The 26455-nt window shown below is 63.7% G+C and carries 20 protein-coding genes; 14 read left to right on the top strand and 6 right to left on the bottom strand.

Annotated elements, in window-relative coordinates; translation table 11 throughout:
* Positions 1–28: 28 nt before the first annotated feature.
* From ACXYMN_RS04415 to ACXYMN_RS04405, 3 genes are all read right to left on the bottom strand, one after another.
* Positions 29–1696: an MBL fold metallo-hydrolase gene (locus ACXYMN_RS04415; protein WP_459012239.1), complete on the bottom strand. Its 1668-nt coding sequence runs from the start codon at positions 1694–1696 to the stop codon at positions 29–31.
* 491 nt (positions 1697–2187) lie between these two features.
* Positions 2188–5853 (bottom strand): bifunctional proline dehydrogenase/L-glutamate gamma-semialdehyde dehydrogenase PutA, encoded by a 3666-nt coding sequence (putA, locus tag ACXYMN_RS04410; RefSeq protein WP_459012238.1) that lies wholly within the window; start codon positions 5851–5853, stop codon positions 2188–2190.
* 69 nt (positions 5854–5922) lie between these two features.
* Positions 5923–6777: a carbon-nitrogen hydrolase family protein gene (locus ACXYMN_RS04405; protein ID WP_459012237.1), complete on the bottom strand. Its 855-nt coding sequence runs from the start codon at positions 6775–6777 to the stop codon at positions 5923–5925.
* A 287-nt stretch (positions 6778–7064) separates the two neighbouring features.
* On the opposite strand from ACXYMN_RS04405, the gene ACXYMN_RS04400 reads away from it, so the two are divergent.
* The 8 genes from ACXYMN_RS04400 (at position 7065) to ACXYMN_RS04365 (ending at position 16750) form a co-directional block, all read left to right on the top strand.
* Positions 7065–8399 carry an aminotransferase family protein gene (locus ACXYMN_RS04400; RefSeq protein ID WP_459012236.1) on the top strand — a complete coding sequence of 445 codons (1335 nt, stop codon included), beginning with the start codon at positions 7065–7067 and terminating at the stop codon, positions 8397–8399.
* 1 nt (position 8400) lies between these two features.
* On the top strand, positions 8401–9330 hold the full coding sequence (locus ACXYMN_RS04395; protein WP_459012234.1) for a beta-keto acid cleavage family enzyme: 930 nt from the start codon (positions 8401–8403) through the stop codon (positions 9328–9330).
* 3 nt (positions 9331–9333) lie between these two features.
* Positions 9334–10374 (top strand): histone deacetylase family protein, encoded by a 1041-nt coding sequence (locus tag ACXYMN_RS04390; protein WP_459012233.1) that lies wholly within the window; start codon positions 9334–9336, stop codon positions 10372–10374.
* A gap of 212 nt (positions 10375–10586) precedes the next feature.
* Positions 10587–11591, top strand: coding sequence for a TRAP transporter substrate-binding protein DctP (gene dctP, locus ACXYMN_RS04385; RefSeq protein ID WP_459012232.1), 1005 nt, complete (start codon positions 10587–10589; stop codon positions 11589–11591).
* 100 nt (positions 11592–11691) lie between these two features.
* Positions 11692–12285, top strand: coding sequence for a TRAP transporter small permease subunit (locus ACXYMN_RS04380; RefSeq protein WP_459012358.1), 594 nt, complete (start codon positions 11692–11694; stop codon positions 12283–12285).
* Positions 12282–13574, top strand: coding sequence for a TRAP transporter large permease (locus ACXYMN_RS04375; protein WP_459012231.1), 1293 nt, complete (start codon positions 12282–12284; stop codon positions 13572–13574). The genes ACXYMN_RS04380 and ACXYMN_RS04375 overlap by 4 nt, the downstream gene beginning before the upstream one ends.
* A gap of 622 nt (positions 13575–14196) precedes the next feature.
* On the top strand, positions 14197–15237 hold the full coding sequence (locus ACXYMN_RS04370) for a trans-3-hydroxy-L-proline dehydratase (protein WP_459012230.1): 1041 nt from the start codon (positions 14197–14199) through the stop codon (positions 15235–15237).
* A gap of 352 nt (positions 15238–15589) precedes the next feature.
* Positions 15590–16750, top strand: coding sequence for a Hint domain-containing protein (locus ACXYMN_RS04365; protein WP_459012229.1), 1161 nt, complete (start codon positions 15590–15592; stop codon positions 16748–16750).
* 177 nt (positions 16751–16927) lie between these two features.
* Here ACXYMN_RS04365 and ACXYMN_RS04360 read toward each other — a convergent pair whose 3' ends face one another.
* The 3 genes from ACXYMN_RS04360 to ACXYMN_RS04350 form a co-directional block, all read right to left on the bottom strand.
* Entirely contained in the window at positions 16928–18229 is a 1302-nt protein-coding gene (locus ACXYMN_RS04360; protein ID WP_459012228.1) for a DUF1513 domain-containing protein, read from the bottom strand.
* Positions 18230–18264: 35 nt separating this feature from the next.
* Positions 18265–18723, bottom strand: coding sequence for a hypothetical protein (locus ACXYMN_RS04355; protein WP_459012227.1), 459 nt, complete (start codon positions 18721–18723; stop codon positions 18265–18267).
* Positions 18724–18918: 195 nt separating this feature from the next.
* The gene (locus tag ACXYMN_RS04350) at positions 18919–19788 is read right to left on the bottom strand and encodes a MurR/RpiR family transcriptional regulator (RefSeq protein WP_459012226.1); all 870 of its coding nucleotides are present in this window, start codon (positions 19786–19788) and stop codon (positions 18919–18921) included.
* Between the two features lie 123 nt (positions 19789–19911).
* On the opposite strand from ACXYMN_RS04350, the gene ACXYMN_RS04345 reads away from it, so the two are divergent.
* The 6 genes from ACXYMN_RS04345 to ACXYMN_RS04320 all read left to right on the top strand — a co-directional run bounded on the left by ACXYMN_RS04345 (position 19912) and on the right by ACXYMN_RS04320 (position 26455).
* Entirely contained in the window at positions 19912–20676 is a 765-nt protein-coding gene (locus tag ACXYMN_RS04345; protein ID WP_459012225.1) for an N-formylglutamate amidohydrolase, read from the top strand.
* Positions 20670–21239 (top strand): TRAP transporter small permease subunit, encoded by a 570-nt coding sequence (locus ACXYMN_RS04340; RefSeq protein WP_459012223.1) that lies wholly within the window; start codon positions 20670–20672, stop codon positions 21237–21239. Before ACXYMN_RS04345 ends, ACXYMN_RS04340 begins: the two co-directional genes overlap by 7 nt.
* Positions 21239–22561, top strand: coding sequence for a TRAP transporter large permease (locus tag ACXYMN_RS04335; RefSeq protein ID WP_459012222.1), 1323 nt, complete (start codon positions 21239–21241; stop codon positions 22559–22561). Before ACXYMN_RS04340 ends, ACXYMN_RS04335 begins: the two co-directional genes overlap by 1 nt.
* 51 nt (positions 22562–22612) lie before the next feature.
* Positions 22613–23644 carry a TRAP transporter substrate-binding protein gene (locus ACXYMN_RS04330; protein ID WP_459012221.1) on the top strand — a complete coding sequence of 344 codons (1032 nt, stop codon included), beginning with the start codon at positions 22613–22615 and terminating at the stop codon, positions 23642–23644.
* Between the two features lie 69 nt (positions 23645–23713).
* Entirely contained in the window at positions 23714–25078 is a 1365-nt protein-coding gene (locus ACXYMN_RS04325; protein ID WP_459012220.1) for a glutamine synthetase family protein, read from the top strand.
* A 3-nt stretch (positions 25079–25081) separates the two neighbouring features.
* On the top strand, positions 25082–26455 hold the full coding sequence (locus tag ACXYMN_RS04320) for an aldehyde dehydrogenase family protein (protein ID WP_459012219.1): 1374 nt from the start codon (positions 25082–25084) through the stop codon (positions 26453–26455).

Genomic DNA, 26455 nt, shown 5'->3' with positions numbered 1-26455 from the left:
GACGGCCGAGCGCCCGACCACGGCGGCCTTAGCGATGTGCTCGCCTGCCATCCGCGCGGTCGGGCGTGTCTTTGTCGGGGTCCTCCACGACCCGGCGCAACCGCCGGATCAGAACATCCCGTTGCCGCGCGTCGGTGGCGCTGGCAAGGGCATCGTTGATGTCGAGGATCAGCCGCGAGACATCGTTGTGCCAGTCAAGCCGCGCCACGCTTTCAGGGGAAAGACGCGGGGCGGGGGCATCGCTGATCCGGGCTGCGCCCCGGGATGTCAACGCGAACATCGCGTCCAGCTCCGGCACCAGGATATGCCCGGCATCGACGACGTCCTTCAGCCGCGACGCGAGGCCGGCAAGGGCGGGTTCTTCGCCATGCACCAGGAACAGGTCATGGGCGATCGGCAGACGTTCCTCAATCCATTGTACCAGTTCCGGTCCGTCCGCGTGGCCGGAGTACAGATCGATCGATCTGATCCGGGCGCGCACGGCGTATTCGTCGCCCTGAATGCGGACCGCGCGGGCGCCGTTCTGCAGGATGCGCCCCAGCGTTCCCTCGGCCTGGTACCCGACGAAAAGCACCGTTGCCTCGTCCCGCCACAGCCAGTTTTTCAGCCGGTGCCGGATCCGACCGGCTTCGCACATGCCGCTGGCGGCGATGACGATGTGAAAGCCCTGCTGCGCATCGAGCGCCATGCTGGCCTGGGTGCTTTCGGTGAAGTGAAGATGGCGGGATTGCAGCGCACGCGTGAAGGCGTCGCCGCCCTCCAAGGCATCGGCGTGCCGGGCAAAGACCCGCGTCGCCCGGGTCGCAAGGGGCGAGTCCACGAAGATCGGAAAGCCCGGCAGATCGCCTTCGGTCATCAACTGGATGAGGTCGCTGACCAGTTCCTGCGCACGCTCCACCGCGAAGGACGGGATCAGAAGCGCCCCTTCGGGGTTGATGGCGGCCTGCACCTCGTCGCGCAGGATATCCCTGCGGTGCCTGGCCTTTGCCTCTTGTCGGTCGGTGTCGCCATAGGTCGCCTCGCAGATGACGTAGTCGAGCGACTGCGGGCCTTCGGGGTCGGGGTGCAGCAACTTGTGGTCCGGGCCGATGTCGCCCGAGAAGAGCACGCGCAGCGGCTCTGTCCCGTCCGCGCCGTCGATCTCAAGCTCGACCGATGCCGAACCAAGCAGGTGCCCGGCGTTCCAGAACCGCGCGCGCAGGCCCGGGACCGGTGTGAACCACGCTGCGTAGGGTTCAGGCCGGAACAGCGCGAGGCAGTCCTCCACGTCTTTTGCGTCATATATCGGCGTGACGTGTCCACGCCGCCGCCGCGCCTTGCGCCGGTTCAGCTGCGCCACCTCGAATGTCTGGATATGGGCGCTGTCGGGAAGCATGACACCGGCAAGATCCGTCGTCGCCGCGGTTGCATGTATCGTCCCGGTGAAGCCGCCCTTCACGAGCTTGGGCAACAGGCCGCTGTGGTCGATATGCGCATGGGTGAGAAGGACAGCCGATATGTCCTGCGGTTGAAACGGAAACGGTCGGTAGTTCAGTTCCTTTTCGGTCTTCGAACCCTGGAACATGCCGCAATCGATGAGGACCTGGTGCTGCCCCAGCCCAAGCCGGAAGCAGGAGCCGGTGACCGCATGCGCGGCACCGTGAAAGGACAGGGTGATCTGTCCATCCTCGCGAGGCTGTCGGTCTTGCCGTGTCATCGCCGTGTGTCCCCCCTTTATCCGCAGTGGCGTCGTCCGACATCGCCCGTGGCAGAAGGTCGGGCCCGCCGGAAAGCGTTCACCGCCCTGGTCCGGCGACCGCGAACCGCACGGACATCATGGCCCCATGAGAGGCGCTATGCCCGTCGTCCGCCTTGACCTTGGTCAATCGGACCTGCCGGTCTTTCATGGTGTCGCCATCTTCACGGATCGAATCCGCCCGTCTTGACCGCTGCGGCGCGTCATGCCGCGATCGCCGCGTTCGAGCCTGTTCCGACGCCCGATGCGGCGATGGACCGGCACGCGGCCGACGCGACCGGGCGGCTGCGCGCGGCGCCCCCGCAGAGCGCCGTGGGCATCGCGCGCCTGCGCCGGTCGGTTCGTCAGACCGGGACCCGACCGCGCGGGGCTTAAGCGGCGCGCCGACACGTGCGGGTCGGCGCAGCGCTCGGGCGTGCCGGGTCACGGACCGGGCAGGACCGGGGCTTCGGTCATGACGCGGAGGCCAGCAGCTTTGCGTTGCCGCCCGCGGCGGTCGTGTCGACGCACAGATGGCGCTCGATCACGTAGCGTTCGGGCGCAATCGCATCGACCACCAGGGGGATGATCGGCCCGTCCGCCTCGGACAGGGCAAGGCGCAGGGCGCGTGTCCAGTCGGACGTGCCCGCGGCCGCGACCAGGGAAATGCCGCCCACGGTTTTCAGCGTGTCGGGATCGACGGTGCCGTCCAGCGCCACGACCGGCGCGCCCGCGTCCAGCAGGGGGCCGGCAACCGACGCGGCACCGGGGATCGCCATGACAACGCCGCACCCTGCACCCAGCGCCTGAACCGCCTGCGCCAGAGCGAGGTCGGGCGTCGGGCCAAGGCAAAGCACATTGCCGCGCGGGAAGGTGCGCAAGCGGTTGCTTTCCCCTGTCGGCCCGGGCAGCGATTGCGGCGACATGTCGAAGCCGGCCGTTTCGGACAGTGCCTTGCGGACGATACCCGACTTGCCGCTCAGTGCCGTCCGCAGGGTGTGCACACGGTCCACCCGTGCGGCCCAGTTGCGGGCATCTATCGACGAAAGCGCCTTGTCCAGGGCCTTCCTGTCAAGCGCGGCACCTTCGGGGGCGGCATGGCTTTCGGTCTTTCCGGTCTTGCGGAACCGGGTGAGATACAGCGGTCCGCCAGCCTTGGGACCGGTCCCCGACAGGCCTTCGCCGCCAAACGGCTGGCTGCCGACGATTGCGCCGATCTGGTTGCGGTTCACGTAGCAGTTGCCGACCTGGATGCGCTCGATGATCTGTTCGACCCGATCGTCGATCCGGGTGTGCAACCCGAAGGTCAGGCCGTATTGCCGGTCGTTGATGGCATCGACAACCTTGTCGATGTCCTGCGCCTTGAAGGTCGCCACATGCAGGACCGGACCGAAGATTTCGCGTTCCATGTCGGCGATGCCGCCCACCTTGACGATTGCCGGAGTGACATAGGTGCCACCGTCGGGCGCGGGCAGGGTCTTGATCAGGGTGCCCGCGCGGCGGTGCCCGTCGATGTAGTCCATGATGTCCTTCTGGGCGTCCGCATCGATCACCGGCGACACGTCGACATCCAGGTTCCAGCTGTCGCCGATCACAAGCGCGTCGAGCGCGCCGGACAGCATGTGCATGAGCCGGTCGTGCACGTCCTGCTGAACGTAGAGGATGCGCAGCGCCGAACAGCGCTGTCCGGCGGACTGGAACGACGAGATCAGGATATCGCGCACCGCCTGTTCGGGCAGCGCGGTGGAATCGACGATCATCGCGTTCAGGCCACCGGTTTCGGCGATCAGGACCGCGTCGGGTCCGGCGTTCCTGGCCAGCGCCTTGTGGATGATCATCGCCACTTCGGTAGAGCCGGTGAAGCAGACCCCGGCAATGCGCGGGTCGCTGGTCAGCGGTCCGCCCACGGTGGGCCCGTCGCCGGGCAGCAGTTGCAGCGCCGCGTCCGGCAGGCCGCAGTCGCGCATCATCTGCACCGCGCGCGCGGCGATGATCGGGGTCTGCTCGGCCGGTTTGGCCAGCACCGCATTGCCCACGGCCAGCGCCGCGGCGATCTGGCCGGTAAAGATGGCCAGCGGGAAATTCCACGGGCTGATGCAGACGAAGATGCCGCGCGGCTTGCCCGGTTCGTCCTCGTCCAGCCGTTCGGCCTCGTTTGCGTAGAAACGCAGGAAATCGACCGCTTCGCGCACTTCCGCGATACCGTCGAGCACGGTCTTGCCCGCTTCGCGCGTGGTGATCGCGGTCAGCTCGGCGATGTTGTCTTCATACATGTCCGCCAGTTTGCGCAGCACCTTCGCGCGCTCCGCGACGGGCCGGGCCGACCATTCCCTGAACCCGTCCTCGGCGGCATCGAGGGCCGCCGCGACATCCTCGGCGGAGGCCTCCTGGATGGTTCCGACACGGCGTGTGCTGTCGGCGGGGGACCAGACCTCGCGCGTCGGGCCGGTCGAACTGCGGTCCCCGGCCAGCATCGGACCCGCATCCCACGTCGTGTCGGCAAACTCCTCTCGGGCTGCCAAGAGCGGCAGGATCGAGGCCGGTTCGTTGATGCGGTAGCCCTTGGAATTGGGCCGGTCGGGCGCGAACAGGTCAGCCGGTTGCAGGATCGAGGGGTTCGCGATCCGATCCCCCAGCTTTTCCATCTCGGTCACCGGATCGGCCGAGATCGCCTCGGCGGGAATGTCGGGATCGACGATCTGGTTCACGAAGGACGAGTTCGCCCCGTTCTCAAGCAGACGGCGCACAAGATAGGCCAAGAGGTCCTGGTGCGCGCCCACCGGCGCGTAGATGCGGCAGCGCGTGCCTTCGGAGTCCTTGACGATCTGGTGCAGGGATTCCCCCATGCCATGCAGGCGCTGAAATTCGAAACTGTCCTTGTCGTTGCCCGCCATCTGCACGACCGCGGCACAGGTATGCGCGTTGTGCGTGGCGAATTGCGGATAGATCCGGTCGCGCCGGTCCAGCAGCATCTGCGCACAGGCCATGTAGCTGACATCGGTGTTGTTCTTGCGGGTGAAGACCGGGAAACGCTCGACCCCCAGTTCCTGCGCGAGCTTGATCTCGGTGTCCCAGTAGGCGCCCTTGACCAGCCGGATCATGATCTTGCGGTCATAGCGTTCGGCCATGTCATAGAGCGTCTCGATCACCGGTCCGGCGCGGCGGCCATAGGCCTGCACGACCACGCCGAAACCGTCCCAGCCGTCCAGTTCGGGGTCCGACATCATCGCTTCGATCACGTCGAGCGACAGGTCCAGCCGGTCCTGTTCCTCGGCGTCGATGTTGAAGCCTATGCCAGCTTTCGCCGCCTGTTTCACAAGATCGAGCGCGCGCGGCACCAGTTCCGCCATCACGGTGTCCTTGTGGGTGTATTCGTAGCGGGGATGCAGCGCCGACAGCTTGACCGAAATGCCCGGGCTCGACCGCACATCGCCCTTGGCCTGTTTGGCAATGGCGTCAATCGCCTTGGCATAGGCGGCGTGATAGCGGATGGCATCGTCGTCGGTGCGCGCCGCTTCGCCAAGCATATCGTAGGAATAGGTGTAGCCCTTCTTTTCCAGCTCTCGGGCGTTCTTCATGCCTTCCTCGATGGTCTGACCCAGCACGAACTGGCGGCCCAGCACTTTCATCGACTGGCCGACGGCGTTGCGCACGACTGGTTCCCCCAGACGTTTCACGAGCCCGCGCAAGGCCCGCGCGGGGCCCTTGGGTTCATCGTCCAGCACCTTGCCGGTCAGCATCAAGGCCCAGGTCGACGCGTTCACCAGCGAGGAAGATGAATGGCCCAGATGCGCGCCCCAGTTGGACGGGGCGACCTTGTCTTCGATCAGATCGTCGATGGTTTCCGCATCCGGCACCCGCAGCAAGGCCTCGGCCAGGCACATCAGGCCGACACCCTCTGACGTCGACAGGCCGTATTCGGCCAGAAACGCCTCCATCATCGATGGCTTGGTCTCGTTTCTGACCCGTTTGACATATTGTGCACCGGCGGCGGCGGCCTTGTCGCGATCCGCCTTGGACAGGGTGATGCCGTTCGCCAGGGATTTCAGAAGCGCGCCCTCTTCTGCGGTGTAATGCGCGCGCACGCGGGCGCGGCAGGGATTTTCGACGTCCTTGAGCGCAGCAGAGGCCTTGTTCATCGTTCCTGTCTCCCAACTTTCTTGTTTTGCCGTATTTTCATGTCTTGCGGTGTCGATGTGTCAGCGCATTCAGTGTGCGCGCGGATGGGCCAGGCAGGGCAGGTCATAACTGTCCAGTCTGTCCTTGAGGAAAGTGTATTCAGAGCGCGCATCGCGTAGCCGCTGCCGGTCGATCGTGAGATGGCGAAAGTCCTCGTCGCGTTCCGCGAAATGCCGGGGTCCGCAGGTTTCGTCCATCCATGGATAACAGAACAGCGAGTTTCCGTAATCCTGTCCGGCGCGGTTGAGCGACAGGAAATACACCTGATTTTCAAGCGCACGTGTCGTCGCGAAGGCATGCCACGTGGGAAAGGACGGATCCCTGAAATAGGCCCCGGAATGCAGGATGATATCGACGCCGTGTTTCAGCACGAGCATGCGCGACAGCTCGGGAAAGCGGATGTCGTAGCAAATGATCGGCGACAGGGTGAAGCCATTGACCCTGAATGTGAAGATATGGCCGCCGGTCGAAAAGTATTCCTTTTCCATCGAGGCGCCGTATTGGCACAGGTGCAGCTTGTCGTAATGCCCGGCCAGGCTGCCTTCGGGCGTGACCACCGCCATCGAGATATAGGTGCCGGTCGCGTCGCGCCGGGCAAAGCCGTAACAAACATGGATGCCAAACTCGACCGCAACCGCCGCCCAGGTGTGAAACGACGGCCCGTCCAGCGGTTCCGCGATCGCGTCGAGGCGGTCGAAGGCGTCGCGGGAATAGTCGATGCTGGAAAGCTCGGGCAGGACCACCACATCGGCGCGCTGGCCGGACAGGCACGCCCGAAGTTTCGCGGCTGACGTTTCCAGATGGCGGTCGCGTGCGTCGGCTGTCGCCGTCGGCGGTATTGCGATCTGGCAGGCCAGCAGCGTCAGGGATTCGTGCGACGTCATGTGACGGGTTCGCTCCTTTCGGGGCTGTGAAGTCGTTCAGATGACAATGCAGGCTCACGCTTGCGCCAAGCAGGCCGGGAGACGAATTTCAGGCCTTTTTCCCGTGCCGGAATGGCAGGCCCGGTTCCCCGGAAATTTCGATGCTGCATCAGATGCTGTCGATTGGCCAGCATGTTTTCCGCAGACGAAGGGCCGTGACGGCTTGTGAATTCGACGCCGCGGGGACAAGCTTGCCGCATGCACCATCGGGTCTGCATCGCTCGGCAAGACGGCAAGGTGACCGCGACATGAAGACATCCAATCTGTTCTATCAAAGCCGCAAGCGCCGCCCCGAGGTCGACCGGGCCGAGGGCATCTATATCTGGGCCAGGAACGGCGCGCGCTATATCGACGGCTCCTCCGGCGCGATGGTCAGCAATATCGGCCACTCCAACCCGAATGTCCTGGCCGCCATGAAAGCGCAGATGGACAGCGCGACCTTTGCCTATCGGTTGCATTTCGAGAACGCCGCCGCCGAGGATCTGGCAACCGCAATCGCGGACCGGATGCCCGAAGGCCTGAGCAAGGTGTTCTTTGTCTCGGGCGGTTCCGAAGCGGTGGAGTCCTGCGTGAAGTTTGCCCGCCAGTGGGCGGTTGCGGCAGGGCAGGACAGCCGCTGGAAGGTGATTTCGCGCTTTCCCTCGTATCACGGGTCGACCCTGGGGGCGCTGGCGATCACCGGCTACGGGCCACTGACCAACGCCTTCAGGCCGCTTCTCGTGGACATGCCCAAGATCCCGGCCCCGACCTGCTATCTGGATCGCGACAACCTGTCCGACCACGACCGGGGGATCAGATACGCAGAGATGTTGCGTGACGAGATCATCGCCCAGGGACCCGACAGCGTGCTGGCCTTCGCGATGGAGCCTGTGGGCGGGGCCTCGACCGGGGCACTGGTTGCGCCGGACAGCTATTATGCCCGCGTGCGCGAGATCTGCGACGAGTTCGGCGTCTTGCTGATCATGGACGAGGTCATGTCAGGCGTCGGGCGCACCGGCAGGTTCCTGGCCTCCGAGCATTGGAACATCCGCCCCGATCTGGTGGCGCTGTCCAAGGGCTTCGGCGCGGGATACGTGCCGCTTGGCGCGATGATCGCGGATGCGGGCATGGTCGACACGGTGCTCGATGCCGGGGGCTTTGCCCATGGCCACACCTATGCGGGCAATCCGCTGGCCTGCGCCGCCGGTCTTGCGGTGCTGCGGGAGATCGACCGCTGTGATCTGATGGCGAACGCCGCGGCGATGGGCGATGTGCTGATGCAGGGGCTCAGGGACCTGATGGACCGCTACGGCTTTATCGGCGACGTGCGCGGCAAGGGGTTGCTGTGCGCGTTCGAAATGGTCGCCGACCGGGACTCCATGGCGCCGCTGCCCAAGACCCTGAACGCCTATGAGCGGTTCGTCGATATCTGCTATGACCGCAAGCTGATCACCTATTCGCGGCGCACCCGTGGCGGGGTGGAGGGGGATCATTTCCTGATCTGTCCGCCGATGATCGTGACCGAAGCCCAGATCGGGGACATCCTGGGCCTTCTCGATGACAGCCTTGGGCAATTCGCCAACGAGACCGGATTGGACATCTGACATGCCGCGCAAGATCATCCTGACCTGTGCCATCACCGGCTCGATCCACACCCCCAGCATGAGCCCGTATCTGCCCATCACCCCGGATCAGATCGCCACTTCCGCGATCGAGGCCGCCGAGGCGGGGGCGTCGATCCTGCACCTGCATGCGCGCGATCCCGACACCGGGCGGCCCAGTTCGGACATCGCGGTGTATCGCCAGTTCCTGCCGCGCATCAAGGCGGCCACGGACGCGATCATCAACCTGACCACCGGGGGCAGTTCGCAGATGACGGTCGAGCAGCGCCTCTCCGCCCCTGCCGAACTCGCACCAGAGATGTGTTCGCTGAACATGGGGTCGATCAACTTCGGCCTGTTCCCGATGAAGGACCGCTATTCCGAATGGACCCATGACTGGGAGGAGCCGTTCCTCGAAAACACCCGCGACGTCGTCTTCAAGAATACCTTTCACGACATCGAAACGGTCTTTCGGATGCTGGGCGAGGGCGGTGGCGCGCGGTTCGAGTTCGAATGCTACGACGTGGGGCATATCCAGACCGTGGCCTATTACCTCAGGCAGAACCGCATCGCGGCACCGGTGTTCCTTCAATTCGTTCTTGGGGTGCTGGGCGGCATCGACGCCAGCCCCGAAAGCCTGGTGATGATGAAGCAGACAGCGGACCGCCTGCTGGGCGACAGCTATCGGTTTTCCGTTCTCGCGGCGGGTCGGCAGCAGATGACCATCGGCACCATGAGCGTGATCCTGGGCGGCAATGTGCGTGTCGGGCTTGAGGACAGCCTGATGATCGGCCGTGGGGAACTGGCCGTCAGCAATGCCCAGCAGGTCACGAAGATGCGCAACGTGCTGGAAGAGCTCGGGTTCGACATCGCCACGCCGGACGAGGCGCGCGCGATGCTCGGGCTCAAGGGCGCAGACAAGGTGAGGTTCTAGACGATGAAGGTTTTTGCGGATCCACAGCGGCAAGGCCGGCACTATCCGTCGGGTTTTCTGGTGAACGGCGTGATGCAGCCGAACCCGGAAAAGCCCGAACGGATGGAGCGGTTGCTGGCGGGGGTTGCCGCGGGCGGGCACGATCTGCACGCGCCCGAGGATCACGGCCTCGGGCCCATCGCTGCGGTGCACAGCCCGGTCTACGTGACGTTCCTGTCTACGGTCTATGACCGCTGGCAGCGCATCCCCGATGCCGCGCCCGAGATCTTTCCCAACGTCCATCCCGACCGTCGCACCGCCAGCTATCCGCTGTCGGCCGTGGGCCAGGCCGGGTTCCACATCACCGATATGTCCTGTCCCATCGGCGAACACACCTGGGAGGCCGCGCGCTGGTCCGCCAATTGCGCGGTGTCCGCCGCCAAGGCCGTGCTGGCCGGCGAGACCATGGCCTATGCGCTCTGTCGCCCGCCGGGACATCACTGTTTCACCGATCTGGCCGGGGGGTTCTGCTATCTCAACAACTCGGCCATTGCCGCGCAGGTTTTGCGAAAATCCCACGACCGGGTGGCGATCATCGATGTCGACTTGCATCACGGCAACGGCACGCAAGGCATCTTCTACAACCGCAGCGACGTCTTCACCCTGTCGATCCATGCCGACCCGGCGCGCTTCTACCCGTTCTTCTGGGGTCACGCCCACGAGACCGGCGAGGGCGCGGGGCAGGGCTACAACCTGAACATCCCGCTGCCGCGCGGCACCGGCGATGACGGCTTCATGCGCGGTCTTGCCAGGGGGCTGGACGATGTCAGGGCCTTCGCGCCGGGGGCCGTGGTGATTGCGCTCGGTCTCGATGCCTACGCGGGGGACCCGTTCGGCGGACTGGCGGTCTCGACCCCGGGATTTGCCACGATGGCGGGATTGCTGGCGGCGCTCGATCTGCCGATGGTGATCGTGCAGGAGGGCGGGTACCTGTGTGACGCGCTGGGCGACAACCTGCGCGCCTTCCTGGGCGGTCTGGCCACGGGGGCAGGTGCCGCAAGCTAGCAAACCGAATGCCTGGGCACCGCGTCCGACGGCGCCGATTGCCCGGAAAAAAGGCGGAATTCACGAAAGATATCGGCACAACATCAGGGGGTTATAAAAGAAATTGCGAGCCGGGCCTTATTTGCCTAGGCTGCTGGGACGCAAAGGCCGACACCGTGTTGGCCGGCGATTCTGCGCCCGAATACGATAACAAAAATCAGGGAGAGTACTCGATGAGTTTCACGACGATGTCCAAGGTATTGACCGTCGGCGCACTGAGCGCGCTGATGTCGACCGCCGCGATGGCACAAGACACGACACTTCGCTTTGCAGGCGTGTTTCCAATCGACCACCAAGGCACGAAGATGATGGAGCAGGTCGCGGCGGACGTGGCCGCTGCGGACGTGGGTCTTACCATCAACGTGTTCCCGGCCAACCAGCTTGGCTCTGGCGAAGCCCTTTTCGAAGACGTGGCCCGGGGCAATATCGATCTGGCCTCGGCCTTCATCTACGCCGACACCGACCCGCGCCTCGAATTCCTGTCCATGCCGTTCCTCGTCAGCGGCTGGGACGAGATGGACAGCATCATGCGCAGCATGGATTCCGAGTATAACAAGGTCCTGCAGGAGATTACCGACGAATACGGCGTCCACGTCTTCGCGCAGAACCCCGAAGGATTTGTCGGTATCGTCGCCACCAAGGAGCCGACGAACTGGAACACCTTCGATGACAAGGGCATGAACATCCGCGTCTGGTCGTCGAGCATCGTGAAATCGATGGTCGAGACCCTGGGGTACAAGGCCACGACCATGGCCTGGGGCGACATCTTCCCGGCGATCCAGTCGGGCATTGTCGACGGCGCGATCTGCTGCACCAAGACGGCGACCTATTCGATCTTCGCCCAGTCCGATGTCGGCACCCACTTCGTCGAGGTCAACGCGATCTCGGAGTTGACCACCTACTACGGATCGCAGCGCACGCTGGACAAGCTGAACGACGAACAGCGCGCCGCTCTGGAGACCGCGTTGACCAAGGCGTCCGACGATTTCTTCGCGTATAACCGTGAAAACGATGCCGCCTTCGAACAGAAGCTGATCGACAGCGGGTACACCATCCTGAAGTACAGCGACGAGGAGCAGGCCGCGGTGGCCGCCAAGATCCGCGAAGAGATCTGGCCGATGATGGTCGACAGCGTCGGCCAGGAGATCGTCGACCGCATGTTGGCCGACAAGAACTGATCGCACGTCAACTCTGAGGGCCGGCAAATTTGCCGGCCCTTTTTCGACCCAGTGAAGCAAGAAAAAAATAGGGGGTGACATGTCGAAGACAGAAGACGGGATGCCGCATTTCATCGGCGAGGAAGACACGATCCGCCCGCAGAAGATTACCGACGAACTGCCGAAGATCATCGGCTATCCGATGAAGGGGGTGGCGTTTGTCATGCGGATCATCGTGATGGCATCCGGCTTCATCATGGCGTTCACCTTCGGCGCTGTGGTGGTGATCAGATACGGCTTTGGCGGGGACCTTTTCGCCTACGAGGAATGGCTTCTGGCCATCAGCATCGTGGGCTTTTTTGCCGGTGCCGTCCTGGCTTCTGCCCGCAACCTGCATATCAACGCAGACATCCTTGGCATCGTCATCAAGGATCCCAGGTTGATCTGGTGGCGCGGCTTCATCGTGTTGCTGATCGAACTGCTGGTGATCCTGTTTCTGTTTTACGCGTGCTACGTCTCGTTGCTCGATGACTTCTCGTTCCCGCGGTTGCGCGCGACCCCGGTGCTGCGCATCCCGTTCGTGTCATGGCGGATCGCGATCATGGCCGCCTTCGGCTTCATGGCGATGTTCACCGCCGCATATCTTTACGTTCACATCCGCAAGGGGCTCGGCCTGCCGTTGAAGTCCGACAGCACGAAGGGAGCCACACAGTGATTATTTCCGGAAGTCTCATCATTGTATGCGCGATGCTGCTGCTGGGCGTCAGCGTCTACGTGGCCTTCGGGGCGGTCCTGATCTTCATCGCGGTGGTGGGCGATCAGTCAATCTCGGGGTATCTGCCGACGGGGTCGACCGGTATCCGGTCGCTCGTTCTTCTGGCCATCCCGCTGTTCATGATCGCCGGTGGCATCATGGAGAAGGGCCGGATCGCCGCTCCGCTTGTGGCGCTGGCCGAGATGTTCATCGGCCATATCAAGGGCGGCCTCAGCGCCGCCGGTGTGCTGGCCTGCGGCATCTTCGGATCGATCTCGGGCAGTGCCAACGCGACCCTGACCTGCATCGGCGGGATCATGATGCCGCACCTCAAGCGGGCCAATTATCCGCGTGGGCAATCGGCGGCGCTGATCGTGTCGGCAAGCCCGCTCGGCCTGCTGATCCCGCCCAGTTCGTCGCACATCCTGTATGGTTGGGTGGCGCAACAGCATGTTCTGAAATGCTTCCTGTCCACGGTCATTCCGGCGATCATCCTGATCACCCTGCTGATCGTCACCAATCAGTTCATGCTGCGCAAGTACAACGATATCGGCCTGTCCGAACGCCCGACACCCTTCCTGCCCGCCTTCGGGCGCCAGGCGCGTCTGGCCGGGCCCGCGTTGATGATGCCGATCATCATTCTGGGCGGCATCTACGGGGGCATCATGACCCCGACAGAGGCTGCGGGCATTGCGGTCGTCTACGCGATCCCGATCGCGATCTACTTCTACCGCGGGCTGACCTGGAAAACGCTGGCGCAGACCATCCAGACATCCGGCGTGACCATCGGTGTCGTGATGGTGATGATCTTCATGGTCCTGATCGTGTCGGACAACCTGATCGCGCAGGGTGCGCCCGATCTGGCCAAGCAGATGGTCTATTCCGTTTCCGAGAACCCGATCGTGATCCTGCTGATGATCAACATCGTGATGATCCTGATCGGAATGCTGATGGACGATATTTCGGGCCTGCTTCTGGCGACCCCGATCCTGTTGCCCATCGCGCAGAGCACCGGGATGGACCCGATCCACTTCGCGGCCGTGATCGGTGTCAATCTGGGCATGGCCAATATCACGCCGCCGACCGCGCCGTTGCTCTATCTTGGCGCTCAGGTCTGTGATGTCCCGGTGTCGCGCATGCTGTGGCCGACGCTGATCTTCATCCTGTTCGCCTGGCTGCCGACGCTGATGCTGACAACCTTCGTGCCCGAACTGGCGCTCTGGCTGCCGGACCTTCTGCTGGGCAAATAAGTCAGCTGGCGGAGACACGACTGATACGACAGAAAAGGGCGCTCAATGATTTGGGCGCCCTTTCTCGGTCCGAATGTCGGTCTGCCCCGATCAGACCTGCATACGTGGTGCAAGGTCGTCAAACAGCGGGCATCGGTGTGCCTTAGTGGACATACATCCACGAATGCAGCCCGATAAACAGAGCGGCAGCCACGACCAACGAAGCGATACCGAACACGTCTTTTGCATTTTTAGACATTGTGCTGCTCCTCAGAAGTAGCGATTGCGATAGAGCCCACATATGCCTGTGCTCGTGAACTGAGTACCAACATTAGCGCATAGGTGGTTTGCAGTTCATGCATGACAGCCGACGGCGACCCGATGCGTCCGGGCACCGCTATCGCAAGCCGGGCACGGGGCCGGAAAGACCGGCGCTTTCCGGTCCGGGTCCGGGCCCCGAACACAGCGCCGCGCGACGCGTCGGTAAAGGGCGGTCCCGGGGCGGGACAGGGCGCACGGACCCGCAGGTTCATGGCATGCCCGGGGCGGGAAGGGACCAAGGCCATCCGCAGCACGGATGTTGTTTTCAAAGCGTAAACTGGCCATGCTCGACCCGAACATCGGCTTTCAAACGGGTCCGCGCATGCGAAGTACCAAGACAATCCATGTCGTGTCCTGCCATGCCGAGGGTGAAGTCGGCGATGTCATTGTCGGAGGTGTGGCACCGCCCCCGGGCAAGACCCTCTGGGATCAGCGCAACTGGATCGCCAAGGATCAGACCCTGCGCAATCTTGTCCTGAACGAACCCAGGGGCGGCGTCTTTCGTCACGTCAACCTGTTGGTGCCGCCCAGGCATCCCGACGCCCAGATGGGGTGGATCATCATGGAGCCGGAAGACACGCCGCCGATGTCGGGCTCCAACGCGATCTGCGTCTCGACCGTGCTGCTGGATACCGGCATCATTCCCATGGTCGAGCCGGTGACAGAGATGGTCCTCGAGGCCCCCGGCGGGCTTGTCCGTGTGCGCGCCGACTGCCGCGACGGCAAGGCCCAGAGGATTACCGTGCAGAACCTGCCGTCCTTCGCCGACGCGATGGGCGTTACGTTGAACGTTCCCGGCATCGGTGCGCTTGCCGTCGATACCGCCTATGGCGGCGACAGCTTCGTCGTGGTGGATGCCACGGCCCTGGGCTTCGACCTTGTCGCGTCCGAAGCAGGCAGGCTGGCCGAACTGGGCGTGCGGATCACCAACGCGGCAAACCAACAACTGCGCTTTCGCCACCCGGAGAACGCCGAATGGGATCACTTCTCGTTCTGCCTGTTTGCGGGGCCTCTGACCCGAGAAGGCAATCACCTTGCCGCGCGTTCGGCAGTGGCGATTCAGCCGGGGAAGGTGGACCGATCGCCGACCGGGACGGCGGTATCCGCGCGCATGGCGCTTTTGCACGCGTCCGGGCAGATGAACATCGGGGATACGTTGACTGCCCGGTCGATCATCGGATCGGAATTTGTAGGCAGACTCGTCGCCACGACCAGTGTGGGCGACAAACCCGCCATTGTTCCCGAGATTACCGGCCGGGCCTGGGTGACGGGCACGCATCAACACATGCTCGACCCGGACGACCCCTGGCCCGAAGGCTACCGGTTGACCGATACCTGGCCATCCTTCGGGTCGCGGCGCTGACGCAAACGGGCACCGGTGCGCCATAGCCGTCCTGCCAGCAGGTCAGCGACGATGGCCCGGGCGTCCGACCTTTCGGTCATCTGACGGCCAAAACCGTCTGGATGATTGTTCCCAAAGCGCTGCCATCGCCTACATGTTGATCGAAAACGCCAAACTGAATGGCGTCGATCGGCAAGCCTGGAGGCCCAAGCCCAGTGTCGTCGCGCCATAAGCGCCTGAGCAAGTGACACTTCCACACACCTCAGTTGTTAGAAATGTTAGCATTTTTATCTTCTCTTGCGAGTACAGTAACTTGATCTCAGCACGAAGCCTTGATCATGGCGCGAATGATATGGCTGACAAAGGTCGAACCATGGCATTCGCTGTTCTGACGACAAGCACGACGCTTACGGCAACGCTGGAAGACATTTGGAGTGATCCGGCCGGAACTCACTCCTTTTCATTTTCGTCTGGCGCTGAGGAAGAGTTCCGGGTCATCGACGATGACGCAGTATTCGACGACTATAATCCAAATGACACCAATCAGGTTGTCGCGCCTCAATCAACGATTTTTACCGACAATGCGGTTGTAGCCTCGCGGCACAAGTTTGAAGTGACACCTGACAATGGCGATCCCACTTTCACCGTTTATGTGGTATTCGAAAGCTCTACCGCAAACGACGACTTCTCATCGTTGAATACTCTGAACTACGCCTTGGTCTCGGATACGCCCATGATAGCTGGCGTAAACTATTCGATCTCCAATTTCAGTGGCGATGGAACGGTCAACTATACTGAGTTTTCAGACTTGGTTGTGTGCTATGCCCCCGGCACCCTGATCGACACGCCAGACGGCCCACGCGCCGTGGAAACGCTGAAACCCGGCGATCTGGTGATAACGCTGGATAATGGTGCGCAACCGATCCGCTGGACCCGGAGCGCCGACTATCCGCTGAAGGACGCGGAGGTCGACACAAAGCCGGTGCAGATCAAGGCCGATGCGCTCGGGCCCGGGCTTCCGAAACACGCGCTGATCGTTTCGCCTCAACACCGGATTCTGGTGGGGGGACACCGGCAATTGCAGGGTTGGTTCGCGACCGAGGCGTTTGCCCCGGCGAAGTCCCTCACGAGCCTGCGGGGCATCCGGCACATGAAGGGCAAGACCGAAATTACCTGGGTTCACTTCGCCTGCGACCGGCACGAGATCGTCACCGCCAATGGCTGCCTTTCGGAGTCCCTGCTGCTGGGGCCGACAGCGCTTGCTGGCTTGACGGCGGCGGCGCGCCGGGCTGCGATCGCCGTTTTCGGGCCTGCCACCACGCCCGATGCGGCGCTGAACGGCCCCCCCGCCCGGGAATGCCTCAGGGTCGGTGCTGTGCGGCGGCAGCTGGCGGAGGTTCGCGAACAGACGGCGCATCGCGGCGCGAAGGAGATCGGGAAATGGGACCGCGACGCCGCGATGGAGCGGTATGAGGCCGAGCGGCTGCGCGCGGCGACCCCGCAGAGCGCCGCGGCTGACAAGCGCGTCGCCTAGACCGAGGTTCGCGCCCGCGCCCGACAGCGCCGTCGGGCCAGCGGCAGTGCGACGAGACAACGCCCGAAGTGCCACATCCCGGACCGGGCGTGCCGCGCCGCAATGACGCGAAGGACGGGGCCGCGGATCGGGGGCCTGTCCGGGGCGGTCCCTCAGGAACCGCGCGGCGCGGGCTGGCTACCAGGCGGTCATGTGGCTGTGGCCGTAGAGAAGCGGCCGATGCGACAGCGCGCGTTCGGGCCGATGCGTACCGCGCCGGAACATCAGCAGGTTTTCCCAGAATCCCGCCACCGCATAAAGATCCTGCCCGGGCAGCAGCGCGATGCCGCAGGGATAGCGCAGCCCGTGTGCCCGGGTATCGATGCTGTGCCGCAGTCGCCCGGTCCGCCCGTCGAACACCATCAGCCGGTGCGACGACGGAAAGCTGGCGATGAATTCGTCGTGCCGGGGGTCGTATTCCACCGACAGGCCGTGGCGCAACTCGGCCTCCGGACGGCCTTGCGCCAGCGGCTGCCCGTCCTGCGCTCCGGCATGGAACAGAAGCGGAGCCGCGGGCAGGAACGCGGTTGCGCCCTCGGCGGTGATATCCTTCGGGCCATCGCCCAGGTCGCGTTGCAGCGCCCGGTCCGCGCCCTCGGGTGCCAGCCGGGCGCGAATGCCCAGGATGCGCCCCTCGGCCCCAAGCGCGATGTGGCGCAGTTCCATGTCGGGATCGTCGGTGCGGTAGGCATCGACCAGCGCGCCGCTGGCGATGTCGATCACCGTCACCGATGGCGCCACCACCCGGCGCGGCGCCGAAAGTCGGGTGTCGCCCTCTGCCGCGACGGACCCGTAATTGGCCACGGCGACATGCCGCCCGTCGGGCAAGAGGCGCACCTCATGCGGGTCGATGCCGTGGCTCGAGATGCTGGCGATTTCGCGCAGGGTCATGGGGTCGCGCAGCGAGAGGCGCCCGTGATGGGCCTCGGGTCGGCCGGAATAGGCCGCCATCGGCGCGCGTTCCGTCGTCAGCAGGGGACCCTCGGGCAGAAAGACCCCGTGTCCGCCGCCGCGCCATTCCGACCCGGGCGGTCGGCCCGTGCCGATCATCTCGAGCGTTTCGGGATCGAAGATGACGTGGTGCGCGGTGCTGCCCCGGCTCTTGTAGCCCATGCGTCCGAAAAACCCGACCCGACCGTCAGGCGAGATGGCCACATCGTGCCCGATCACCGGAAACGCCGCCTGCCGCACCGTGCCGTCGGGCGCGATCCGGGTAAGCAGGGTGCCCTGTTCGGCCCGTTGGCGGCGCCGGCGACTGTCGGCAGGTTCGTTTTCGGGCACGACGCCCTGCAAGGCGTATCCCGGAACATATATCGCGGACCAGGTGTGCGCACCACGCGTGACATCCGGGGCCTGGACATGGCCAGACCCCGTGTCGCATCCGGTCAGGGATGTTGTGGCGAGGGCCGAAAGCCCGATCAGAAGCGAACGCCGGTCCATGCCATCCCCTTTCCAGACTGTGCCGCGACGGCAGTTCAGTCGCTGTGACCGCCACCGCCGCCACCGCCGTCACCGCCGCCGTCCGTCTGGCGCTTCCGGGCTTCCTCGGCACGCCGTTCCGCCTGGATCTGACGGATCGCGTCGCAATCCTTGGGATTGGTCAGGCAGCGCAGCGTGGCATTGTAGTAGTCCGCTTTTTTCTCGGCTTCGCGCATTTCCGCGCCATCGCTGGTGAATGCGACATTTTCCCATTTGTCGCGCTCTTGGCGGACCTTGGCGATCATCGCGCCGGACGCGATCTGCGGCGAGTTGATCACTGCACCGGCAAGATCGCCCGCCGGGCCCAGCGCCTCACCGGCCCCGACCTGGACCATTTCCCAGAACGCGCCCTCGGTCACTTCCTTCGTTTCGGTGCTGCACATCGCACCGCTGACCGCGATCGTGGCGGTGGTGAGAACCGCAATCCTGAACGCCTTCTTTCCCCAATTCGACATCCCTAACTCCTTCGTTGATGTTCCCGCAGATATGCGGTGGATTCGGGTGCGGTTCTTGATTTTGATCAAAACTTGCACGGGAATTCCTGCCCCTGCGACAGGATGTTACCGACGCCGCGACGCCGCCCCCCCAGAAACGGCCGGTCCCGGTTCGGTCCGCGCGCGGGGTGCGGCTCTGACGGCGGTTCGCCGCGTTCAGGTGAATTTCCGGAACAGCTTTGTCTGGTCGAACATGTCTTCCAGCGTCTCGATCCGGTCCTTGGTTTCGGTCCAGTTCAGATTCTGGACGGATGAAATCATCGTTTCCACCAAAAGCATCGTCGTCGCACTCGAGTCCCAGGCGGAGGGGACGATGATCCGGCAACTCAGGCTGATATCGGCCAGATGATGCACCGGAGACCGCCATTGATCGGTGAACAGCACGATCCGGGCGCCTCGGGCATGCGCCATTTCAGCCAGTTTCAGGGTGTTGTTCTCATACCGGCGCACATCGAAAATGACAAAGACGTCCCCCTTTTGCGCGTTCAGCAGAAAATGCGGCCAGGTATTCGACGTGGATTGGATATGCGTCAGTCCCGGCCGGATCACCTGCATGTGCAGATAGAAATATTCCGCCAGGGTATGGGTGACGCGCCCTCCGACAATGAACAGGTGGCGGGATTGATCGGCCACCAGCCGGCAGGCCTCGTCGAATTCGTCGGGATCGATCTGCCCGAGGGTCAGGCGAATGTTGTCGATGACCGCCTCGGTGAACTTGTTCAGGATGTGCGCGGACGGTGCGGCCCCGGCCCAGGTGTCATGCTTGGCGATCGGGTTCTTGACCTTGGCGCGCAACTCTTCGCGCAGTTCGGCCTGAAAGTCGGGATAGCCCTTGTAGCCAAGCTTTTGCACCATGCGCGCGACGGTGGGGACCGACACGTTGGCGTCCTTGGCAAGGGCGGCCAGCGGGCCGAGCCCGGAGGCGGGATAGTTTTCGAGGATCGACAGGGCGAGTTGCCGCTCGGCGCGGGTCAGCGTGTCGAGCTTTTGCTGGATGCGGTCAGAAATGGTCTGCGTTTCGGTCATCCGCATCTCCGTTTTGTTCGTTTTATACCAAGGAGCGCGTTGTTGTGAAATTATTTTCACGGATCTATTGACAGCGGTCGGGCCAAGCAAGCACGCTGTGACCAGGGAGCTTGGAAAAGCAGCATGCCGCCAGTCACACCAGATGATCCGATCAGGATCCTCAATCCCGAGGCGCGATCCAGCGTGGTTGTCGTGTGCGAACACGCAAGCCGACATATCCCGCCGGAGTTCCGCGATCTCGGGCTGGACCGGGTGGCGCGGCACAGCCATATCGCGTGGGATCCCGGGGCGCTGGCGGTGGCCGAGGGTCTGGCAAGCCGACTGGATGCGACGCTAGTGGCGGCAACCGTGTCGCGGCTGGTCTATGACTGCAATCGCCCGCCCGCCGCGCCGGATGCCATGCCCGCGCGCAGCGAGGCCATCGACATACCCGAAAATGTCGGGCTGACCGAAGCGCAGCGCGCCGCCCGGACCGCCGCCTATTACGAACCGTTTCGCAAGGGCCTTGCCGCGACGCTGGCATCGACACCGGACGCGATCCTGGTGACAATCCACAGTTTCACGCCGGTCTTTCACGGCCAGCCGAGGGCGGTCGAGATCGGCATCCTGCATGACGTCGACACCCGCCTTGCCGATGCGATGATGCAATGCGCGCGGTCCCACACCTCGATGCAAGTCGCCCGCAATCGGCCCTACGGCCCGGAAGATGGCGTGACGCACACATTGCAGGAACACGCGATCCGGGCGGGTCATCTGAACGTGATGATCGAGATCCGGAACGATCTGATCGCGACGGCGCAACAACAGGACGCCATGGCAGAGTGTCTGGCCGCGTGGGTTTCGGACGCCATGGCCGTGGCGCAGTTGTCGACTGACGCACAATGCTAGGGGCGATGCGGCAGTTCATTCGCGTCGTCGATGCCGTGAATTACCGCGTCGGGCGCATCGTCATGTATGGCATCTTTGCGCTGATGGGGATCTTGCTCTGGTCTTCGGTCAGCAAGACGTTCTTCCTGCCGTCTCTGTGGACGCTGGAAATGGCGCAGTTCGTCATGGTGGCCTATTACATCCTTGGCGGGCCCTATTCGATCCAGCTGGGATCGAACGTGCGGATGGACCTGCTTTACGGGGAATGGTCGGATCGCAGGAAGGCCTGGTTCGATCTGGTAACCGTGCTGTTTTTGATCTTCTATCTCGGTGTGCTGCTGTACGGGGCCGTCAGTTCGACCGCCTATTCGCTGGGCTACTGGGGCACGGAGCCGTTCTCGTTCCTTGGCGGGCTGATCACCGGCAGCGAAGAGATCGGCCGGTTGGAGCGATCGCCGACCGCGTGGCGCCCCTATCTCTGGCCCGTCAAGGCCACCATGATACTCGGCATGGTCCTGATGCTTCTGCAATGCATTTCAGAGTTTTTCAAAGATGTCCTGCGGATCAACGGTGAGCCCATCTGATGTCATATGAGCTGATCGCCACGTTGATGTTCTCTTCGATGATGCTGATGCTGCTGACCGGTCAGCGCGTCTTCGGGGCCATCGGGTTCATTGCGGTTGTCGCGGCTCTGGCCCTTTGGGGCGACAAGGGCGGCTTCGATATCGGGTTCTCTGCCGCGATGAAGCTGATGAAATGGTATCCGCTGCTGACCCTGCCGATGTTCATTTTCATGGGATACGTGCTGTCGGAAAGCAAGATCGCGGACGACCTCTACAGGATGTTCCACGTCTGGATGGGGGGGCTGCGCGGCGGGCTGGCCATCGGGACAATCGGCCTGATGGTGCTGATCTCGGCGATGAACGGGCTGAGCGTGGCAGGCATGGCCATCGGGTCGACCATCGCGCTGCCCGAGCTTCTCAAACGCGGCTATGACAAGCGCATGGTGACGGGGGTGATCCAGGCCGGGTCCAGTCTGGGCATCCTGGTGCCGCCTTCGGTCGTGCTGGTGCTTTATGCGATGATCGCGCGTCAGCCGGTCGGGCAACTGTGGCTGGCCGGGGTCATGCCGGGGCTGATGATGGCCGGGCTGTTCGTGATCTATATCGCGGTCCGCTGCCGGGTGAATCCGGTGCTGGGCCCGGTCCTTGCGGCGGATGAACGCGACATTCCGCGCGCCGAGAAACTGCGCTTGTTGCGGGCGGGCCTGCTGCCCATCGTGATCTTCGCGGTGATGATGGTGCCCTTCGTCAGGGGCTGGACATCGCTTGTCGAAAGCTCTGCCATCGGCGCGATTGCCGCGTTCGTGGCGGCGGTGCTGAAGCGGCGCATGACCCGCGAGGTGTTCGAGAACTCGGTCCGCAACACGCTGGGCATTACCTGCATGTTCATGTGGATCATCCTCGCGGCGCTGGCCTTCGGGGCGGTGTTCGACGGGCTGGGCGCGGTCAAGGCCATCGAGTCGGTGTTCACCGAGCGTCTGAACCTCAGCCCCTGGATGATCCTGATCCTGATGCAGCTCAGTTTCATCCTGATGGGCACGTTCCTGGACGACACCGCGATGCTGGTGATCGTGGCGCCGCTTTACGTGCCGCTGGTCGGCGCGCTGGGTTTCGATCTGATCTGGTATGGTATCCTCTACACGATCACCACGCAGATTGCCTATATGACACCGCCGTTTGGCTATAACCTGTTCCTGATGCGGGCCATGGCACCGCCCGAGATCACCCTGCGCGACATCTATTCGTCGATCACCCCGTTCGTGCTGATCATGGTTCTGGCGCTGGCGATGGTCATGGTCTTCCCCGGCATCGCCACCTGGCTTCCGCAATACGTCTACAACTAACCAACCAAGAACCGTCTCCAGACGGTCGAAGTCCAACCAAGGAGAGAGAAGATGACGTCCAGACGCAAGTTCATCCAAGGCGCCGCGGTGGTTCCCGCCGCCGCTCTGGCAACGCCGGCTTTGGCGCAGAACACGATCAAATGGCGGATGCAGACCTATGCCGGTGCCGCGCTGGCCGCCGAGGTCATCGTGCCGGCCATCGACATGTTCAACAAGATCGCGGGCGACCGCATGCAGATCGAGCTGTTCTTCGCCGACCAGCTTGTCCCCACCGGAGAGCTGTTCCAGGCGATGCAGCGCGGCACCATCGACGCGGTGCAGTCGGATGACGATTCGATGGCGTCGCCGACGGAAGTGACCGTCTTCGGCGGCTATTTCCCGTTCGGCTCGCGCTACTCGCTCGATGTGCCGGTGCTGTTCAACCAGTACGGCCTGAACGAGATCTGGGACGAGCAATACTCGGCCGTGGGCGTCAAGCACATCTCGGCGGGGGCATGGGATCCGTGCCACTTCGCCACCAAGGACCCGATCCGCAGCCTTGCGGATCTTGAGGGCAAGCGCATCTTCACCTTCCCGACCGCGGGCCGCTTCCTGACCCGCTTTGGCGTGGTGCCGGTGAATCTGCCGTGGGAAGACATCGAGGTCGCCATGCAAACCGGCGAGCTTGACGGCATCGCGTGGTCCGGCATCACCGAAGACTACACGGTGGGCTGGGCGGATGTGACCAACTACTTCCTGACCAACAACATCTCGGGTGCCTGGGCGGGGTCGTTCTTTGCCAACATGGAGCGTTGGAACGAACTTCCCGAAGACCTGCAGACGCTGTTCCGGGTCTGTTGCGACCAGTCGCACTACTACCGCCAGTGGTGGTACTGGGGCGGCGAGGCGAAGCTGCGGGTCAATGGCGAGAAGCTGGAACTGACCACCATTCCGGACGAAGAGTGGGCGCAGGTGGAAACCGAAGCCCAGGCGTTCTGGGAAGAGATCGCAGCCGAAAGCGACACCAAGCGGCGCGTCGTCGATATCTTCAAGCAGTACAACGCCGACATGGTCGCGGCGGGGCGTCCCTACCGCTACGGCTAGGCCGCGGCGAAACCACATTTGGGGGTGGCAGTCGCGACCCCCAATTCCCACGAAGAAAGTTGATGAGCCATGCCCGGACTCCTGTCATTTGACGATCTGAAAGCCTGCGTCGCCGACGGGGCCATCGATACGGTCCTCGTCTGTTTTGTCGATATGCAGGGCCGCCTGATGGGCAAGCGGTTTCACGCCGCGAACTTCGTCGAGACGTCGTTCGAAGAAACCCATTGCTGCAACTACCTTTTGGCGACGGACCTCGAAATGGGCACGCCGGATGGCTATGCGTCGACCAGCTGGCGGTCCGGCTATGGCGACTACGTCATGAAGCCCGATCTGGCGACGATAAGGCAGGTGCCGTGGCTTGAGGGCACGGTGCTGGTGCTCTGCGACGTGCTCGATCACCACACCCACGAACCGGTGGCCCATTCGCCGCGCGCGGTGCTGAAAGCGCAGATCGCGCGGCTTGAGGCGTTGGGCTTCGAGGCGAAAATGGCGACGGAGCTGGAGTTCTTCCTGTTCGAGAAAAGCCTCGACGAGATCCGCAAATCGGGCTTTCGCGATCTGCAGCCGATCAGTGGCTATAACGAAGACTACCACATCTTCCAGACCACCAAGGAGGAAGGTGTGATGCGGCCGATCCGCAACCATCTCTTCGCGGCGGGTCTGCCCATCGAGAACTCCAAGGGCGAAGCCGAGGCAGGCCAGGAAGAGCTGAACATCCGCTATTCTCCGGCGCTGGATTGCGCCGACTACCACACCATCGCCAAGCACGCGATCAAGGAGATCGCCTGGCAGCACGGTCGCGCCGCGTCGTTCCTGCCGAAATGGCACCAGGACCGCGTCGGGTCGTCGAGCCATGTGCACCAATCGCTCTGGAAGGACGACGCGCCGGTGTTCTTCAATGCCGCCGCCCCGCATGGCATGTCCGACGTGATGCGGCACTACATGGCCGGGCTGATCAGATACGCGCCCGATTACACCTATTTCCTGGCGCCCTACGTGAACAGCTACAAGCGGTTCGCCAAGGGCACGTTCGCGCCGACCAAGACGGTCTGGTCCGTCGACAACCGCACGGCGGGCTTTCGTCTGTGTGGCGAAGGCACCAAGGGCGTGCGCGTCGAATGCCGCATCGGCGGGTCCGATCTGAACCCCTACCTCGCCCAGGCGGCGATGCTGGCGGCAGGCATCAAGGGCATCGAGGACCAGCTGGACCTGGCACCCGCCACGACAGGCGATGTCTACGAGGACGCCAAGGCAACGGACATCCCGCAGACCCTGCGCGCCGCGACCGAGACCTTGCGTGGCTCGCAATTCCTGCGCGCGGCTCTGGGCGACGATGTGGTCGCGCATTACACCCGCGCGGCAGAATGGGAACAGGAAGAATTTGACCGCGTCGTGACCGATTGGGAAATCGCGCGCGGCTTTGAAAGGGCGTAATCCATGACCATCAAATGCATCTCGCCCATCGACGGGTCGGTCTACGCAGAGCGTCCAACGCTGTCGCGCGGTGCGGCGGACGATGCCGTGGCGCGGGCAAGATCCGCCCAGGCGGACTGGGCCGCGCGCCCCCTGGCGGACCGTATCGCGCTGGTGCAGGCGGGTGTTGCCGCTGTCGGGGCGATGAACGACGATATCGTGCCCGAGCTTGCGTGGCAGATGGGCCGCCCGGTGCGCTACGGAGGGGAGTTCGGCGGCTTCAACGAACGCGCCAGCTACATGGCCGGGATCGCGGAGGACGCGTTGGCCCCGCTCGTGATCGAGGACAGCGATGCCTTCCGCCGGATGATCAAGCGCGTGCCGCACGGCGTCGTGCTGGTCGTCGCGCCGTGGAACTACCCCTATATGACGGCGATCAACACGGTCGCGCCCGCGCTGATCGCGGGCAATGCCGTGCTGCTCAAACATGCGTCGCAGACCCCGCTGGTGGGCGAGAGGATGGCGCGGGCGTTCCACGCGGCGCGCATCCCCGAGGATGTCTTTCAGAACGTGTTTCTGGACCACCGGACCACATCGGACCTGATCGCGGACCGGGCCTTCGGCTTTGTGAACTTCACCGGCTCGGTGGACGGGGGCAGGGCGATCGAACGGGCCGCCGCCGGCACCTTCACCGGCGTCGGGCTGGAGCTTGGCGGCAAGGATCCGGGCTACGTGATGGACGATGCCAACCTCGACGCGGCGGTCGACACGCTGATCGATGGTGCGATGTTCAACGCGGGCCAGTGCTGTTGCGGGATCGAGCGGATCTACGTTGCAGAGCCGCTGTTCGACGCCTTCGTGGACAAGGCCGTGGCCATCGTGAACGGCTACAAGCTGGGCAACCCGCTGGAGCCCGAGACCACCCTCGGCCCGATGGCGCATGTGCGCTTCGCCGATGCGGTCCGCGCCCAGACCGCCGAGGCAGTGGCGGCGGGCGCTAGGGCGCATATCGATCCGGCGCACTTCCCCGAGGATGGCGGCGCCTACCTGATGCCGCAGATCCTGACCGGCGTCACCCACGCCATGCGCGTCATGCGCGAGGAAAGCTTCGGGCCGGTGGTCGGCATCATGCCGGTGAAGGACGACGCAGAGGCGATCCGCCTGATGAACGACAGCGATTTCGGACTGACCGCGTCGCTCTGGACGCAGGATGCCGCGCGCGCCGAGGCCATCGCCGACCGGATCGAGACGGGCACCGTTTTCATGAACCGCGCCGACTATCTGGACCCGGGGCTGTGCTGGACCGGGTGCAAGGATACCGGGCGCGGCGGCGGGCTGTCCGTCATCGGCTATCACAACCTGACCCGTCCCAAATCCTATCATCTCAAGAAGGCCTAG

This window comes from Roseivivax sp. CAU 1753 (assembly GCF_054482575.1).
Note: the sequence above shows the minus strand (reverse complement) of the source record. Positions and strands in the feature narration are given on the sequence as shown.

Bases quoted from the DNA above. Each gene is read 5' to 3' on its own strand.
- dctP (WP_459012232.1), top strand. From the start codon at position 10,587: ATGAGTTTCACGACGATGTCCAAGGTATTGACCGTCGGCGCACTGAGC.
- ACXYMN_RS04350 (WP_459012226.1), bottom strand. From the start codon at position 19,788: ATGACCGAAACGCAGACCATTTCTGACCGCATCCAGCAAAAGCTCGAC.
- ACXYMN_RS04355 (WP_459012227.1), bottom strand. From the start codon at position 18,723: ATGTCGAATTGGGGAAAGAAGGCGTTCAGGATTGCGGTTCTCACCACC.
- ACXYMN_RS04395 (WP_459012234.1), top strand. From the start codon at position 8,401: ATGCCGCGCAAGATCATCCTGACCTGTGCCATCACCGGCTCGATCCAC.
- ACXYMN_RS04345 (WP_459012225.1), top strand. From the start codon at position 19,912: ATGCCGCCAGTCACACCAGATGATCCGATCAGGATCCTCAATCCCGAG.
- ACXYMN_RS04390 (WP_459012233.1), top strand. From the start codon at position 9,334: ATGAAGGTTTTTGCGGATCCACAGCGGCAAGGCCGGCACTATCCGTCG.
- ACXYMN_RS04335 (WP_459012222.1), top strand. From the start codon at position 21,239: ATGTCATATGAGCTGATCGCCACGTTGATGTTCTCTTCGATGATGCTG.
- ACXYMN_RS04380 (WP_459012358.1), top strand. From the start codon at position 11,692: ATGCCGCATTTCATCGGCGAGGAAGACACGATCCGCCCGCAGAAGATT.
- ACXYMN_RS04320 (WP_459012219.1), top strand. From the start codon at position 25,082: ATGACCATCAAATGCATCTCGCCCATCGACGGGTCGGTCTACGCAGAG.
- ACXYMN_RS04360 (WP_459012228.1), bottom strand. From the start codon at position 18,229: ATGGACCGGCGTTCGCTTCTGATCGGGCTTTCGGCCCTCGCCACAACA.
- ACXYMN_RS04340 (WP_459012223.1), top strand. From the start codon at position 20,670: ATGCTAGGGGCGATGCGGCAGTTCATTCGCGTCGTCGATGCCGTGAAT.
- ACXYMN_RS04405 (WP_459012237.1), bottom strand. From the start codon at position 6,777: ATGACGTCGCACGAATCCCTGACGCTGCTGGCCTGCCAGATCGCAATA.
- ACXYMN_RS04365 (WP_459012229.1), top strand. From the start codon at position 15,590: ATGGCATTCGCTGTTCTGACGACAAGCACGACGCTTACGGCAACGCTG.
- putA (WP_459012238.1), bottom strand. From the start codon at position 5,853: ATGAACAAGGCCTCTGCTGCGCTCAAGGACGTCGAAAATCCCTGCCGC.
- ACXYMN_RS04370 (WP_459012230.1), top strand. From the start codon at position 14,197: ATGCGAAGTACCAAGACAATCCATGTCGTGTCCTGCCATGCCGAGGGT.
- ACXYMN_RS04325 (WP_459012220.1), top strand. From the start codon at position 23,714: ATGCCCGGACTCCTGTCATTTGACGATCTGAAAGCCTGCGTCGCCGAC.
- ACXYMN_RS04400 (WP_459012236.1), top strand. From the start codon at position 7,065: ATGAAGACATCCAATCTGTTCTATCAAAGCCGCAAGCGCCGCCCCGAG.
- ACXYMN_RS04330 (WP_459012221.1), top strand. From the start codon at position 22,613: ATGACGTCCAGACGCAAGTTCATCCAAGGCGCCGCGGTGGTTCCCGCC.
- ACXYMN_RS04415 (WP_459012239.1), bottom strand. From the start codon at position 1,696: ATGACACGGCAAGACCGACAGCCTCGCGAGGATGGACAGATCACCCTG.